This window comes from Cupriavidus sp. NPDC089707 (assembly GCF_044748965.1).
Lineage (GTDB): Bacteria > Pseudomonadota > Gammaproteobacteria > Burkholderiales > Burkholderiaceae > Cupriavidus.
The window spans coordinates 1-15234 of the sequence record NZ_JBIVHB010000017.1 but is presented as its reverse complement, the minus strand read 5'-3'; the positions used below and the strand labels follow the sequence as shown (position 1 = coordinate 15234).

The window sequence follows — 15234 nt, the reverse complement described above, 5'->3', positions numbered from 1 at the left end:
AACAAAGGGCCGCAAAGCGGCCCCGGTGATGGATCGGTCAGCGCGAAATCCCAAGCCGCGCCTTGGCCGCATCGTACTCCGCTTTCATGCGCGCGACGATCTCGCCAGCGCTCGGGATGTCGTGGATCTGGCCCACGCCCTGGCCGGCGCCCCAGATGTCCTTCCACGCCTTGGTCTTGGAGCTGCCGCTGGAGAAGTCCATCCTGGTCTTGTCGGCCACCGGCAGGTTGTCAGGGTCCAGGCCCGCGTTGCTGATGCTCTCGCGGATGTAGTTGCCGTGCACGCCCGTGAACAGGTTGGTGTAGACGATATCGGCGGCGGCCGAGCTGGTGATCGACTGCTTGTACGTTTCCGCTGCGTGCGCCTCCTGCGAGGCGATGAAGCGCGTGCCCACGTAGGCGAAGTCGGCGCCCATGGCCTGCGCCGCCAGCACTGCCTCGCCCGTGGCGATCGAGCCCGACAGCGCGATCGGGCCGTCGAAAATCTTGCGCACTTCGCCCACCAGCGCGAATGGCGACAGCATGCCGGCATGGCCGCCGGCGCCGGCCGCGACCAGGATCAGGCCGTCGACACCGGACTCGACCGCCTTCTCGGCATGGCGCAGGCTGATCACGTCGTGCAGCACGATGCCGCCATAGCTGTGCACCGCGTCGATCAGCTCCTTGGGCGGCGCGCGCAGCGAGGTGATGAAGATCGGCACCTTGTGTTCGACGCAGACCTTGATGTCATGCTCGAGCCGCGCGTTGGACGCGTGCACGATCTGGTTGACCGCGATGGGCCCGACCGGCGCGCCCGGGTTGGCGGCCTTGAATGCGGCCAACTCGTCCTGGATCTGCGTCAGCCATTCGCCGAGCAGCTCCGCGGGGCGCGCGTTCAGCGCCGGGAACGAACCGACGATGCCAGCCTTGCACTGCGCCAGCACCAGTTCGGGATAGCTGACGATGAACATGGGCGAGGCAATCACGGGCAGGGCCAGGTTCTGCAGGACCTGGGGCAGTTGCTTGGCGGCGGGCATGGTGTCTCCTGAACCACTGGCGGGCACGTGGAACGTGCCCTAAATGAACGGTCGTTCGATTATAGGGAGTTTCTGGCGTGCGTCGCTAGAAGCCCAAGTCTATGCCGATCCGGCGCGCCATGGCAGGCGGGTCAGTCCGCGGGCAGCGTCAGTTCGGCCATTGCGCCGCCGTCCGGCCGGTTGGCCAGCGTCACGCTGCCATGATGCAGCGCCGCCACCTCGCGCGCAAAGCACAGGCCCAGGCCAATGCTCTTGTCGGCGCCCTGCGGGCGCGGCAGGGAGTAGAAGCGCTCGAACACGCGCGGCAGCGCATAGTCGGGGATCCCGGGGCCGTGGTCGGCCACCGTGACCGCCAGTTGCGCGCCGCGCCGTTGCAGCCGCACCGCGATGGCGCTGTCGGCGGGCGCGAAGTCGATGGCATTTTCCAGCAGGTTGGCGATGGCCTGGCGCAGCAGGAACGGGTCGCCCGCCACCACGTCGGGGCTTGGCAATACCTCCAGCCGCAGCGCCACGCCGCGCTGCCGCGCGCGCGGTTCCAGCTCGGCGCACAGCCGGGCCAGCATCTCGCCTAATCGCACCGGCTCGCGTGTTTCCAGCCGCTGCCGTTGTTCCACCTCCGCCAGCGCCAGCAGCTTGCGGATCATGGTTTCCAGCCGGCCGGACTGCGCGCGGATATTGGCGACGAAGCGCTCGCGGTCCGCCGCCGGCATCTCCTCCTGCAGCAACTCGGCGGCGCCGCCGATCGCCGCCAGCGGGCTCTTCATCTCGTGCGTCAGCGTGTGGATGTAGTGCTCGACATACTGCTTGTCTTCGAGCCGCTCGCGCATGCTCTGCACCGCGCGGCCCAGCTCGGCCAGCTCGCTGGTGCCGCGCAGCGGCATCTCGGCGCGCTCGCCGGCGGCCACCGCACGCGCATAGGCGCGCAGCCGGCGCAAGCCAAGCACCAGCCACAGCGTGCAGGCCAGCCCGATCACGCACGCAGTGCCGATCAGCAGCCCGCCGTACAGCAGGATACGGTGCTGGCTGCGTGCGATGAAGGGTGCCATCGTGGCATTGGGCTTGGCCACCGTGAGCGCGCCGATGATGCCGTTGCCGTCGCGGATGGGGGCGGCCACGTACATCACGGTGCTGGCCTCGTCGTCCGGATCGCTGCGTGTGCTGCGCGCGCCGTACTCGCCGCGCAGCGTCAGGTAGACATCGTTCCAGCGCGAGTAGTCGCGGCCCACGTCGGTGCCGGTAGAGTCGTAGCGGACGATGCCGTTGGCATCGGTGACATAGACGCGATAGCCGATGCTGTCCTTGTGCATGCCCCACACGTCCGCATTGACCGGCGCTTCGCGCAGCGCCGCCATGCGCCGCGCGAAGTCGCCGTCGGCGATGCGGCCGGCCTTCATGTCGTCCGCGGCCAGCGCGGCCAGCACGTGGGCGGTGTCGATCAGCGTGTCTTCCATCGCCTGCCGCACGCCGGGCTTGACCTCCTGCACGAACACGCGCAGCGTCAGCACCGTCGCCAGGCCGACGATCAGGAAGAAGCCGAAGAAGATGCGCAGGCCGATCCGCATGGCGCGCTCAGGACGGCACGGGATCGAGCGAATAGCCCATGCCGCGGTGCGTGCGGATGCGCTCCGCGCCTTCGCCTTCCGGCGTGGCGTCGCGCAGCTTGGCGCGCAGTGTCTTGACATGGGTGTCGACGGTGCGGTCGCTGGTGTCGAGGGCGTCCTGCCAGACCAGTTCCATCAGCTGCGCGCGGGTGTAGAGGCGGCCCGGGTGCGCCACCAGCAGTGCCAGCAGCAGGTATTCGTAGCGGGTCAGGTCCAGCCAGCGGCCGCGGTAGGCTAGCCGTGCGCCGTCGGCGTCGTGGGTGAAGCCGGCGTCGGCGGCCGCGGGTGCAGCGCCGCCGCGCGCGCGGCGCAGGATGGCGCGCACGCGCGCGGCCAGCTCGCGCGGCGAGAACGGTTTGACCACGTAGTCGTCGGCGCCGATCTCCAGGCCGACGATACGGTCGATCTCCTCATGGCGCGCGGTCAGGAAGATCACCGGCGCATCGCAGAAGGTGCGCAGCGTGCGGCAGACCTCGAAGCCGTTCACATCGGGCAGGCCAACGTCCAGGATCACCAGGTCGGCCGCATCGATGCGCATCCGCGCCAGCGCGGCGCTGCCCAGCGTGCAGTGCTCGGCCTGCATGCCATCGGTGCGCAGGGCGTAGAGGATGGTATCGGCGATGGCCTGCTCGTCTTCCACCACCAGGATGCGCGCTTGTTCCATGCCCGGCATTCTAGTCCACGTCAGAGGCTGGGCACCGTGCGCGGCGGCGGCGCGGCCTGGCCGCCGCGGCGCTTGTGGAAGTAGATCTGCTCGGCTGCCCAGCGCAGCGGCGGTGAATACAGCATCAGGTCGAAGGGCCAGTCGCACTGGAAGCGGTCGAACATCCAGCGCAGCGCGCGCTTGCCGCGAAAGCGTGGCGCGCTGGCGGCGGCTACGGCTTCCGGCGCCGGGCCGTTGTGCAGCAGGTGTTCGGCGATGGCGTTGCCGACCGATTCGCCATGGGCAAAGGCGTAGTGGATGCCGCCGGCTGTCAGGGGCGAGACGATGCCGGCGGCGTCGCCGGTCAGGATCACGCCGTCGCGAGCAATTGGCATGGCGGGGCCGCCGCACGGGATCAGGCCGGCGCGGGTGGCGGCGGGCCGCGTCAGTTCGGGCAGGCCGGCGCGTGTGCGTACATGGGCGAGCAAGCCGTCGAGGTCGGGGGCGCGGCCGTGACGGGGCAAATAGCGCAGTGCCAGGCCGGCCTGGACGCCGGTGGGGTTTTGTGCGATCCAGCCTATGTAGCCGGGGGCGAAGCGGCGGGTGATGAAGCAATGGAGCATGGCGGGATCGGGGAGGGAGAGGCCGGGGAATTCGTATTCGATGCCATACAGGAAATTGTGTGTGAAGACGAGGCCCGCGCATTGCGCGACGCGTGATTTGGCGCCGTCGGCGCCGATCAGGTAGCGGGTGGTGCCGACGCCGGTTACGTGCCAGCCGCCGCGGCGTGGTGCGGCGCGGATGAACGACTGGCCCAGGCGCAGTGTTGCGCCGTGGCGCACCAGCTCGTTGGCTAGCCAGCGCATCAGGTTGGGGGTGTCGGTGGTGTGGAAGTAGTAGCCTGGGGCGGCCAGGTCCAGGCTGCGCAGGCGTGGGGAGTAGAGTCGCACGCGGTTGACGCGGTGTATGCAGTCGGCGGGGGCGCGGCCTAGCCAGGTTTGTTCGACGGCTTCTTTGACGAGGATGCCGGTGGTGTGGAGTTTTGCGCCTGGGTCGGGTTTGCGTTCGAGGACCAGGACGCGCAGGCCGGCGCGGGCGGCGGCCAGGGCGCAGGCTGCGCCGGCGAAGCTGGCGCCGGATACTACGAGGTCGTAGTCGAAGGTTGGCATGTTGGAGTGGCTTCTTGGTGAGGGGGACTCCAGTGTGGTTTTGCCGGGTGAGGGGAGTGTGGGGTGGATGTGAAGTGGGTGGTGATTTTCGCGGCTGTGGCTCGTTGTTTTTTGTGACAGGCTGTCGGCTTTTGAAGCTGTGTTGTCGCTGTTGGTGACATGCTGTCGGCCGTTGAACCGCCTGGTTCCGCCCTCCTGGGCGGGTAACTTTTTGTCCGAGCGACAAAAAGTCACCAAAAAGCGCGTTTACGGCCCTGCGGGCGGCCACTCTTATCATAGTGGGCGGGGGCTTCCGTACGGGGCTTGGCTTCGTTGCAGGACCGGACTGCCTGACGCCCTGGTGCGCCACGGTGGCTTGGGATTGATGCGGTGTTTGAACGAGCCCAGAGCTGTGGGTGGCCCCTGTTGCTGACGTCAACGTAGGGACGCCTACGGCTGCGCTGCGCGCCGGCAGTCTCAGGTCAGGGGTCGTGGCACAGAACGCGTTGCTGCGCTCGCTTGGCGCTATCGCGGGTGAACCCGCAAGCCTTTCCCTGCCGCTTGTTTGCTCCCCTCTCCCGCTTGCGGGAGAGGGGCCGGGGGAGAGGGCCGGAGCCTCCACGAAGTAAAGCCAGCCAATTCCCCGGCGCTGCGCCAAGACCTTCGTATGCGCCAGCCATGTCGCCAAGCGTGCGACGCTGATCCCGAAGAGCGAGCCAGGATGTGGATGCCAGCTCTGCCACGTTAGGGCCAGCGCGCAGCGCAGCCGAAGGCGTCCCACCGATGGCGCAGTTGGCAGGCGGCCACCACCCTGCTTCGGGTTCGTTCAACAGCCCGTCGACGCAGGCACATCCCGGGGGCGTAGCAGGGTCGAACGGGCAACCACGGTCAAAGGAGACCAAAGCCGCCCGAACCACTGCCACCGTGAAATTGATAGCCAGCCGCTCAGGCGACGCGTTTTTTGGTTACTTTTTGTCGCTTGGACAAAAAGTGACCCGCCCAGGAGGGCGGAACCAGGCGGTTCAAAGGCCGACAGCATGTCACCAAGTGTGACAACGCAGCTTCCAAAGGCCGACACCATGTCACCAACGGCGACCACAGTACCTGGCCCAATCAGCCCACACAAAAAAACGCCCCGCAACATGCGGGGCCATCAATTACCACGAAGACTGATACTGCCGGCAGGGCACCTGCCAATGCCACAACCGCCTGCGAAGCATAGAAGACCAATATGACGCCCACGTGGCAACAAGGTGAACACCGAATGACAGCCAAATTCAAAGCCCATACCGCTTGATCTTGTCATAAAGCGTAGCCTTGCCAACCTGCAGCAAATCAGCCGCCTGACTAACGGCGCCCCCCGTCCGCGCCAGCGCATCAGCAATCACCGCCCGCTCATACCGCTCCATCCGCTCCCGCAGCGGCGCTGACTCGTCTGACGCCGCGGCATGCCCACCAGCCTGTCCGCCCTCTGGCACCCCCAACACCAGCCGGTCCGCCGCATTCCGCAACTCCCGCACATTCCCCGGCCAAGACCGCTGCTGCAGCCCCTGCCGCTGCGCCTCCGACAAAATCGGCGCCGGCCGCTGATATCGCACCGCCGCCACCAGCATGAAATGCTCGAACAACGCCACGATATCCTCGCGCCGTTCCCGCAGCGGAGGCAGCGCAATCGTGACCACGTTCAGCCGGTAATAGAGGTCCTCACGAAAGGAACCATGCGCCACCAGCGCATCCATATCCCCCTTGGCCGCCGCCACAATACGCACATCAATCTTCACCGACGCATTCGACCCCAGCCGCTCCAGCGTCCCTTCCTGCAGCACCCGCAACAGCTTGACCTGCAGCGCCAGCGGCATGCTTTCAATCTCATCGAGAAAAAGCGTCCCGCCCGAAGCATGCTCCAGCTTGCCAACACGTCGCTTGCCCGCGCCAGTAAAGGCACCAGCCTCATGCCCGAACATCTCGCTCTCGAAGATGGCCTCAGGCACCGCACCACAGTTCAGCGCGATAAATGGCTCCTCGGCGCGGCCAGACAACGCATGCAGGCTGCGCGCCACCAGCTCCTTGCCGGTCCCGGTTTCGCCATTGATCATCACTGGCACGTCGGTCGGCGCCACGTTGGCCACGAGCGCCCGCACCTGCCCGATCGCCGGCGAGCGCCCGATGATCCGCGTACCCGCTGCGGGCCCGGCCAACTCGCGCCGCAGCGCCTGGTTCTCCAGTTCGAGCGCGCGCCGCTCAAGCGCGCGACGGACGGTGTCGGTCAGCCGGTCAGCTCCAAACGGCTTTTCGATAAAGTCATACGCGCCTTCACGCATTGCCTGCACGGCCATCGTGATGTCGCCGTGCCCGGTCACCAGCACCACCGGCACGCCCGGTGCCGCATTGCGGCAGTGCTGCAGCAGGTCCAGCCCGCTGGCGCCGGGCAATCGAACGTCGGTCACCAGCACACCGGGAAAGCCCGCATGCAGATGCGGCATGGCAGCCTCCGCGGACGGCAACGCCAGCACGGTAAAGCCCGCAAGCTCCAGGCTTTGCGCGGTAGCCTGCCGCACCAGCGGCTCGTCTTCGACAAACAGGACACGCAGACCGTCTTGCATGGCAATGCTCATTGGAGTGTGGAAACCGGCAGCGCAGCTTCACTGGCTGGCGCGCGCGCCAGCACCAGCGTGAACTGCGCGCCGCCGCCGGGCACGTTGGCCACGCTGAGCTGGCCGCCGAACTCGCGCACGATCGACGACGAGATCGCCAGCCCGAGTCCGAGGCCCTGCCCGGTTTCCTTGGTGGTGAAGAAGGGTTCGAACAGGCGCGGCAGCGCTTCCGGCGCGATGCCGGTGCCGTTGTCGCGCACGGCGAGGGTGACGGTGCCGGCATCGGCATGCACCTCGATGTCGATGCGGCCTTGCGCCGGCGCCGCCGAGGCGATGGCATCGAGCGCGTTGCCGATCAGGTTCAGCAGCACCTGTTCGAGCTTGAGTTCGTCGGCACGCACGGACAGGCCCGGCTGTTCGTCGAGCCCGCCCACGCTGACCGTGACCGCGCCCAGCCGCGGCGTCAGCAGCGCCAGTACGTGGTCCAGCGCGGTGCGCACCACCACCGGGCGCCGCACCGGGCGCGCCTTGCCGGCGAACAGCTTGAGCTGGCCGGTGATCTTGCCCATGCGCTCGGTCAGGTCGGCGATGGCAGTCAGGTTGCCTTCGGCGGCAGCAAGCTGGCCGCGTTCCAGCAGCACGCGGGTGTTGTCGGAGAAAGTGCGCAGCGCCGCCAGCGGCTGGTTCAGCTCATGCGTGATGCCGGCCGCCATCTGCCCCAGCGCGGCCAGCTTGCTGGCCTGCACCAGTTCGTCCTGCGCCGCGCGCAGTTCGCTTTCGGCGCGGGTGCGCTCGGCAACCTGTTCCTCCAGCTTCTCGTTGATCGCCATCAGGTCGGCGGTACGCGCTTCCACACGGCGTTCCAGCTCGTCGTAGGCCGCTTCCAGCAGCCGGCGGCTGTACTGCATGTCGCGCGCGCGCTGGCGGCGCTGGCGCCAGTTGACCAGCAGCAGGCAGATGCAGGCATAGGCCAGCGCCGCGGCCACGGTGGCGTTGCGCGCATTGGCCAGCACCGGTTCCAGCGGCGCCATGACCTGCATGGTCCAGTCGGCCGGACCCACCGTGCGGCCCAGCTCCAGGTAGCGGTCGGCGCGCGCGGTGGCGTCAGGGGTAAAAGTGGTGCGGGCCGAGGTCGACTCGTCGCGCACGCGTACCAGCCGCGCGTTGGCGCCCAGCGTGGTCTGCGCGAGCCAGCGCGTGACGGGTGAGTCCAGCGGCTCCAGCGGCAGCGGCGTGACGGCGCGGCCATGGTACTGGCGCGTGTTTTCCATCTCGGCCTGCAATGCCGGCGGCAGCGGTTGCAGCGTGCGGTACTGCCAGGCCGGCACCGACGACAGGAAAATCACCCCGTGGTCGTCGCTGACCATCAGCGGCTCGGCGCCGCTGCCGGCGCGCTGGAACCACTCCAGGTTGAGCTTGACCACGGTGACGCCGATGACCTTGCCGTTGGATTCCACCGGCTGCGCGATGTAGTAGCCGGGTTCGTCGCTGGTGATGCCGATGGCGTAGAAGCGGCCCATCTTGCCGCCCGCGGCGATCTGGAAGTAGGGGCGGAAGCGGTAGTCGGTGCCGACGAAGCTGCCGGGCAGGCCATGGTTGCTGGCGGCCAGCGCGATGCCGTTGGCGGCGATTACGTACGTGGCCGACGCATGCGCGCGGCGGTTGACCTCGGCCAGGTAATGGTTGGCGGCGGTGACGCGCGCCGGGTCGTTGGGGGATTCGAGCAGCCCGCGCACGAAGGGGTGCAGCGACACCAGCGCGGGCAGGAATTCGTAGCGGTCGAGGGTGCTTTCGAGCGTGGCGGCGTAGCGGTCGGCACGCGTGGCGGTGCTCTGCTGCAGCGCAGCCAGCCCGCGCTGGAACGACACCAGCCAGGTCAGCCCGCATAGCAGCAGCAGGCCCACCGCCAGCGCGACGGCGAAGCCCCACCACCGGCTGCTGCCGGTGTCCGGCGCATGGGCCGCGCGGGTGGTGGCGGGATCATGCACGGCTAGAAAATCGTCGGAGTGTGGCATCGGCGCGCGCAAGGGCTGTCGCGCCGATGATACCCGCTGGCGGGCGGCCGGGGCAGCCGCCCATCCTGCTATGCACTTAGAGGGCGCGCTGGCAGGCGTCGGCAAGCTCGTCGCGGTCCGCTCCCTCGCCGCCGCCCTGCAGCACCTGCGCCAGGCGCTTGCGGTCCAGCTCGCGTTCCCACGCCGACACCACCACCGTGGCCACGCCATTGCCGATGATGTTGGTCAGCGCGCGGCACTCGCTCATGAAGCGGTCGATGCCCAGGATCAGCACCATGCCCGCCACCGGGATGGTCGGCACCACCGCCAGCGTCGCGGCCAGCGTGATGAAGCCAGAGCCGGTCACGCCGCTGGCGCCCTTGGAGGTGATCATCGCCACCGCCAGGATGGTCAGCTGCTGCATCCACGTCAGTTCGATGCCGGTCGCCTGCGCGATAAAGATCACCGCCATCGTCATGTAGATGTTGGTGCCATCCAGGTTGAACGAATAGCCGGTAGGCACCACCAGGCCCACCACCGACTTGGAGCAGCCCAGCTTCTCCAGCTTCTCCATCATGTGCGGCAGCGCGGCTTCGGACGAGCTGGTGCCCAGCACGATCAGCAGCTCTTCCTTGATGTACGAGATAAAGCGCACGATGCTGAAGCCGGTCATGCGCGCGATCGAGCCCAGCACCACCAGCACGAAGATGATGGCCGTGAAGTAGAAGGTGCCGATCAGCTTGAGCAGCGGCACCAGCGAGCCCAGGCCGTATTTGCCGATGGTGAACGCCATCGCGCCGAAGGCGCCGATCGGGGCCACCTTGGTGATCACGTGCACGATGTGGAAGAACACCTTGGAAACCTGCTCGATCAGCTGCACCACGAAGCGGGCGCGTTCGCCGAGCGTGGCCAGCGCGGCGCCGAAGAACAGCGACACCAGCAGGATCTGCAGGATGTCGCCGTTGGCGAAGGCGCTGAACACCGTTTCCGGGATGATGTGCATGAAGAACTCGACCGTGCTCTGGCCATGCGCCTTCGACACGTATTGCGCGATCGCCTTGGTGTCCAGCGTCGACGCGTCGATGTTGAAGCCCACGCCCGGCTTGAGCAGGTGTGCTGCGCCCAGGCCGATCAGCAGCGCGAAGGTCGACACCACTTCAAAGTAAAGCAGCGCCTTGCCGCCGACGCGGCCGACCTTCTTCATGTCGCTCATGCCGGCCATGCCGGTCACCACGGTACAGAAGATGATCGGGCCGATGATCATCTTGATCAGCTTGATGAAGCCATCGCCCAGCGGCTTCATGGCCACGCCCGTATCGGGCCAGTAATGTCCCAGCAGGATGCCGACCAGGATGGCGAACAGCACCTGCACGTACAGGATCTTGTAGAAGGGTTTCTTCATGGTGTCGTCCTCGGTGTTGACCGTACCCGGGGCGATGGCGCCGCGGGCGCGCGCCGTCACGGTTGCGGCGCGTTCAGGGACGGGAATTTGCAACCGGCATGCCAGTCCAACCGGTATCGCTAACTGATTGATTCACAAGGAAACGCGGGCTTTGCCAAGGCGCAGGGCCTCCGGGATTCCGGAAATCCGGAATCCGGGCTTCCGGGGATTCGGAATGCCGAAGCCGGCAAAGGTGGCCGAGGCGCCACCTGAAGCGGTGGGATGCGGCCATCAATGGCGTGGCGCGGGTGCCGGAAGGCGCGGGCGGGCCGCCGTGACGCCGTATAATTCCGAGCTTCCGTTCAATGTTCCGCGGCCATGCCGCCGCGCGGGCCCACCCTCCTTGTCACCGCATCGCATGAGCAGCTACTACCAGCACCACGTCTTCTTCTGCCTGAACCAGCGCGAGGCCGGCGAGAACTGCTGCGCCGACCACAACGCCAAGGCCATGCAGGAATACGCCAAGAAGCGTTGCAAGGAACTCGGTATTGCCGGCGGCGAAGGCCGCGTGCGCATCAATAAGGCGGGCTGCCTGAACCGGTGTGAACTCGGGCCGGTGCTGGTGGTCTACCCCGAGGCAATTTGGTACACGTTTGTGGACGAGAACGACATCGATGAAATCATCGACAGCCACCTGCTCAACGGCAAGCCGGTTGAGCGGCTGATGGTGGACCGCTGAACGAGAACGAACCCGCGGCGCTGCCGATGACGCAGCGCCGATGCCAGACACCGCCGCCCGCACGCCGGACGGTTTTTTCATTTTTTGCCCCGGGATTTCCGGGTTTGAGCCAGCCGGCGTATCACCATCCTGAAGCGCCATCCTGAACGCCTCCTGATTGCCCCTGACCGTCCTATGAACGCGCATACCCAGGTACTTTCCATCGCCGGCCCCGTCGGCGCGATCGACGTTTCGGTGGACCTGCCGCAAGGGGAGCCGCGCGGCCTGGCGCTGGTCGCGCACCCGCATCCGCTGTTCGGCGGCACCAAGGACAACAAGGTTGCGCAGACGCTCGCGCGCGCCTTCGTGCAGCTGGGCTATGCCACCGTGCGTCCCAATTTCCGCGGCGTCGGCGCGACCGCCGGCGAGCATGACAACGGCGTGGGCGAGCAGGACGACCTGCTGGCAGTCGTCGCCTGGATGCGCGAGCAGACCGCGTGGTCGGCGCAGGCCACGACGCTGCCGCTGGCGCTGGGCGGCTTCTCCTTCGGCAGCTTTGTCAGCACGCACGTGGCCCGGCGCCTGGCCGAGGCCGGCACGCCGGTGCAGCGCCTGGTGCTGGTCGGCACCGCCGCGAGCCGCTGGCAGGTGGCCGAGGTGCCCGCCGACACCATCGTCATACACGGCGAGCAGGATGACACCGTGCCGCTGGCGAGCGTGTTCGACTGGGCGCGCCCGCAGGAACTGCCGGTCATCGTCATCCCCGGCGCCGATCATTTCTTTCACCGCAAGCTGCACCTGATCAAGCAGCTCGTCGTCAACGCGTGGGACCGGTGAGCGGCGCAGCGTCGCCACCGCGCCATCCCGTCCCGCACGATCCCTTTCTTGTCGGAAACAGAAACAATGCTGAATAGAGCCACGACACGTCTTTCGTCCGCCTTTGCACCCGCCGCCATCATCGCCGCCGTAGCCACGGCCACGCTGGCCGCCGCGCCTGCCGCCGTCCTTGCGCAGGGCGTGCCGATGCCGCAGGTCGCCGCCAAGTCGTGGATGCTGTATGACGTGACCAGCGGCCAGGCGCTGGCCTCGCAGAATGCCGACCAGCGCATCGAGCCGGCCTCGCTGACCAAGCTGATGACCGCCTACCTGGCGTTCGAGGCACTCAAGGAAAAGCGCCTGACGCTGGAGCAGACCGTGGTGCCGACCAACCTGGTGCTCAAGGTCAAAAGCGACGAGTCGCGCATGTTCATCGAGCCCAACAAGCCGGTCAGCGTGCAGGACCTGCTGCTGGGCCTGATCGTGCAGTCGGGCAACGACGCCGCGCTGGCGCTGGCCGAGGCCGTGGGCGGCTCGGAAGAGGGCTTCGTCGCGATGATGAACCGCGAGGCCCAGCGCATGGGCATGAAGAACACCCATTTCACCAACACCGACGGCATCCCCGACCCGAACCACTACACCACCGCGGTGGACCTGGCGACGCTGACCACGCACCTGATCAAGGACTTCCCCGAGTACTACAGCATGTACTCGCAGAAGGAGTTCACCTATAACAAGATCAGGCAGCCCAACCGCAACCGCCTGTTGTACATCGACCCGACCGTGGACGGCGTCAAGACCGGCCACACCAAGTCCGCCGGCTATTGCCTGATCTCGTCGGCCCAGCGCCCGCTGGCCAATGTACCCAACGGCCAGCGCCGCCTGATCTCGATCGTGATCGGCACCACCACCGAGCAGGTGCGCACGCAGGAAAGCCTGAAGATCCTCAACTACGGCTTCCAGTTCTTCGACACGCTGCGCCTGTACGACAAGGGCCAGGTGCTGGCCACGCCGGAGATCTACAAGGGCAAGGCCGGCACGGTCAAGATCGGCGTGCAGCACGAGACCTTCGTCACCGTCCCCAAGGGCACCGGCAGTCGCCTGAAGCCGGTGCTGGAGCGCCAGGAGCTGATGATCGCCCCGATCGCGGCGGGCCAGCAGGTGGGCATGGTCAAGCTGATGGACGGCGCCAACAAGGTGGCCGAATTCCCGGTGGTGGCACTGGAAGAGGTGCCCGAGGCCGGCTTCTTCGGCCGCCTGTGGGACACCATCCGCCTGTGGTTCAAGCGTAAGTGATTGGCATGCGCGGTGCTGGCATGTGCCGGGCCGCGTTGGAGGAAACGAGATGACAGCAGACAACCAGGGCAGCGGCAACAAGCCCGGCGGCAACAAGCCCGGCGATATCCCGCCGGAGCAGTCGCTGATCGAATACCCGAGCCATTTCCCGATCAAGGTGATGGGCTCGATGCAGGACGGCTTTGCCGAGGCCATCGTCACGCTGGTGCAGGAGTTCGATCCGGACTTCCATGCGGGCAAGATGGAAATGCGGCCCTCAAGCAAGGGCAACTACCTGGGACTGACCGTGACGGTGTGGGTGACCAGCCGCGAGCAGCTGGATGATCTGTACCGGGCGCTGACATCGCATCCGATGGTGAAGGTGGTGCTGTAAGCAGCAATGCTGTAGGACTTTCTCTCCCGTATTGTTTGCTCCCCTCTCCCGCATGCGGGAGAGGGGCCGGGGGAGAGGGCGGGCGCTGGCATACCGACACGCGCCACTTCGTCTGAAACTCCGGCCCTCTCCCCCAACCCCTCTCCCGCCAGCGGGAGAGGGGAGCTTCGCCGCAGCGTGCAAAACACCGCGGCTTCGGCAAGTTTCTTCCCCATACCAACATGAACACCATCACCCTGAAACCCGGCAAGGAAAAATCCCTGCTGCGCCGCCACCCGTGGATCTACGCGACCGGCGTTGCCACCACCGAAGGCCGCTGCGAGCCGGGCTCGACCGTGACCGTGCGCGCCGCCGACGGCCGCTTCCTGGCCAAGGCCGCCTACAGCCCCGAATCGCAGATCCGCGCGCGCGTGTGGACCTTCGACGAGAACGAGCCGGTCGACCACGCGCTGTTCAAGCGCCGCGTGGCCGCGGCCATCGCCTACCGGCGCCAGTGGGTGAAGGACAGCGACGCCGTGCGACTGATCTTCGGCGAATCGGACCGGCTACCGGGGCTGATCGTCGACTACTACGGCAATGGAGAAACGGGCCAGCTGGTGTGCCAGTTCAATTCGGCCGGCGTGGAGCACTGGAAGACCGCGATCGTGCAGGCGCTGGTCAAGGAGACTGGCTGCCCCAACGTCTATGAACGCTCCGACGCCGCCGTGCGCCAGCGCGAAGGGCTGGAGCTGGTGACCGGCGTTCTGGCCGGCGCGGAGCCCGATCCGGCGCTGTCGGTGACCGAGCATGGCGTGCGTTATTACGTCGACGTGCGCAATGGCCACAAGACCGGCTTCTATGTCGACCAGCGCGACAACCGCAAGCTGGTGGGCGACCTGGCCGAAGGGCGCGAGGTGCTGAACTGCTTCTGCTATACCGGCGGCTTCTCGCTGGCGGCGCTGCGCGGTGGCGCGAAAGCGGTGACGTCGATCGATTCGTCGGGCGAGGCGCTGAAGATCGCCGCGGGCAACGTGACGCTGAACGGGTTCGAGCCGGAGCGCGCGGCCTGGCTCGACGCCGACGTGTTCAAGACGCTGCGCGAATTCCGCGCCGAAGGGCGTCAGTTCGACTTGATCGTGCTTGACCCGCCCAAGTTCGCGCCGTCGGCGCAGCATATCGACCGTGCCGCGCGTGCCTACAAGGAGATCAACCTGGTCGGCATGCAACTGCTGCGGCCGGGCGGGTTGCTGTTCACGTATTCGTGCTCGGGCGCGATCAGCATGGAACTGTTCCAGAAGATCGTGGCGGGCGCGGTGACCGATGCGCGGGCGGATGCGCGCATCCTGCGCAGGCTGTCGGCTGGCACCGATCACCCGATGCTGGCGGCGTTCCCGGAAGGGGAGTATTTGAAGGGGTTGCTGCTGGAGCGGGTGGGGTAAGGCTGGGAATGCTAGCGGCGAAGGCTTTAGCTTTGCCACTTGTTTTCTCCCCTCTCCCTCTGGGAGAGGGGCGGGGGAGAGGGCCGGCGCGCCCACGAAGTCAGGCGCCATCGTGCTTGCCAACGCCGGCCCTCTCCCCCAACCCCTTGTATGTTCTCGGAACGTTGTTCAGAAGACAATGCAGAGGGATAGCGACCGGCAGAGTCGTCAATGTAGGATTGCTTGTTTTTCGTGGTT

12 protein-coding genes are annotated in these 15234 nt (G+C 66.9%); 5 read left to right on the top strand and 7 right to left on the bottom strand.

Annotation, left to right across the window (positions count from 1 at the left end; all coding sequences use genetic code 11):
* Positions 1-37: 37 nt before the first annotated feature.
* From ACIP1U_RS23290 to ACIP1U_RS23260, 7 genes are all read right to left on the bottom strand, one after another.
* A complete protein-coding gene (locus ACIP1U_RS23290) occupies positions 38-1015 on the bottom strand; it encodes an NAD(P)H-dependent flavin oxidoreductase (protein ID WP_400319938.1) in 978 nt (325 codons plus the stop codon).
* Positions 1016-1146: 131 nt separating this feature from the next.
* Positions 1147-2577, bottom strand: coding sequence for a two-component system sensor histidine kinase CreC (gene creC / locus ACIP1U_RS23285; protein WP_400319936.1), 1431 nt, complete (start codon positions 2575-2577; stop codon positions 1147-1149).
* Positions 2578-2584: 7 nt separating this feature from the next.
* Positions 2585-3289, bottom strand: a complete 705-nt coding sequence (gene creB, locus ACIP1U_RS23280; protein ID WP_400319933.1) for a two-component system response regulator CreB — start codon at positions 3287-3289, stop codon at positions 2585-2587.
* An 11-nt stretch (positions 3290-3300) separates the two neighbouring features.
* Positions 3301-4428: an NAD(P)/FAD-dependent oxidoreductase gene (locus ACIP1U_RS23275; RefSeq protein ID WP_400319930.1), complete on the bottom strand. Its 1128-nt coding sequence runs from the start codon at positions 4426-4428 to the stop codon at positions 3301-3303.
* A gap of 1256 nt (positions 4429-5684) precedes the next feature.
* Positions 5685-7010 carry a sigma-54-dependent transcriptional regulator gene (locus ACIP1U_RS23270; RefSeq protein WP_400320238.1) on the bottom strand — a complete coding sequence of 442 codons (1326 nt, stop codon included), beginning with the start codon at positions 7008-7010 and terminating at the stop codon, positions 5685-5687.
* An 8-nt stretch (positions 7011-7018) separates the two neighbouring features.
* Positions 7019-9016 carry an ATP-binding protein gene (locus ACIP1U_RS23265; RefSeq protein ID WP_400319928.1) on the bottom strand — a complete coding sequence of 666 codons (1998 nt, stop codon included), beginning with the start codon at positions 9014-9016 and terminating at the stop codon, positions 7019-7021.
* A 76-nt stretch (positions 9017-9092) separates the two neighbouring features.
* The gene (locus ACIP1U_RS23260) at positions 9093-10397 is read right to left on the bottom strand and encodes a dicarboxylate/amino acid:cation symporter (RefSeq protein WP_400320235.1); all 1305 of its coding nucleotides are present in this window, start codon (positions 10395-10397) and stop codon (positions 9093-9095) included.
* A gap of 397 nt (positions 10398-10794) precedes the next feature.
* Here ACIP1U_RS23260 and ACIP1U_RS23255 point away from each other — a divergent pair, with 397 nt between their 5' ends.
* The 5 genes from ACIP1U_RS23255 to ACIP1U_RS23235 all read left to right on the top strand — a co-directional run bounded on the left by ACIP1U_RS23255 (position 10795) and on the right by ACIP1U_RS23235 (position 14997).
* Positions 10795-11115, top strand: coding sequence for a (2Fe-2S) ferredoxin domain-containing protein (locus ACIP1U_RS23255; protein WP_400319925.1), 321 nt, complete (start codon positions 10795-10797; stop codon positions 11113-11115).
* A 174-nt stretch (positions 11116-11289) separates the two neighbouring features.
* Entirely contained in the window at positions 11290-11931 is a 642-nt protein-coding gene (locus ACIP1U_RS23250; RefSeq protein ID WP_400319922.1) for an alpha/beta hydrolase, read from the top strand.
* A gap of 66 nt (positions 11932-11997) precedes the next feature.
* Positions 11998-13206: a D-alanyl-D-alanine carboxypeptidase family protein gene (locus ACIP1U_RS23245; RefSeq protein ID WP_400319919.1), complete on the top strand. Its 1209-nt coding sequence runs from the start codon at positions 11998-12000 to the stop codon at positions 13204-13206.
* 49 nt (positions 13207-13255) lie between these two features.
* Positions 13256-13579, top strand: coding sequence for a YbeD family protein (locus ACIP1U_RS23240; RefSeq protein WP_400319916.1), 324 nt, complete (start codon positions 13256-13258; stop codon positions 13577-13579).
* Between the two features lie 221 nt (positions 13580-13800).
* A complete protein-coding gene (locus ACIP1U_RS23235) occupies positions 13801-14997 on the top strand; it encodes a class I SAM-dependent rRNA methyltransferase (RefSeq protein WP_400319914.1) in 1197 nt (398 codons plus the stop codon).
* Positions 14998-15234: the final 237 nt, after the last annotated feature.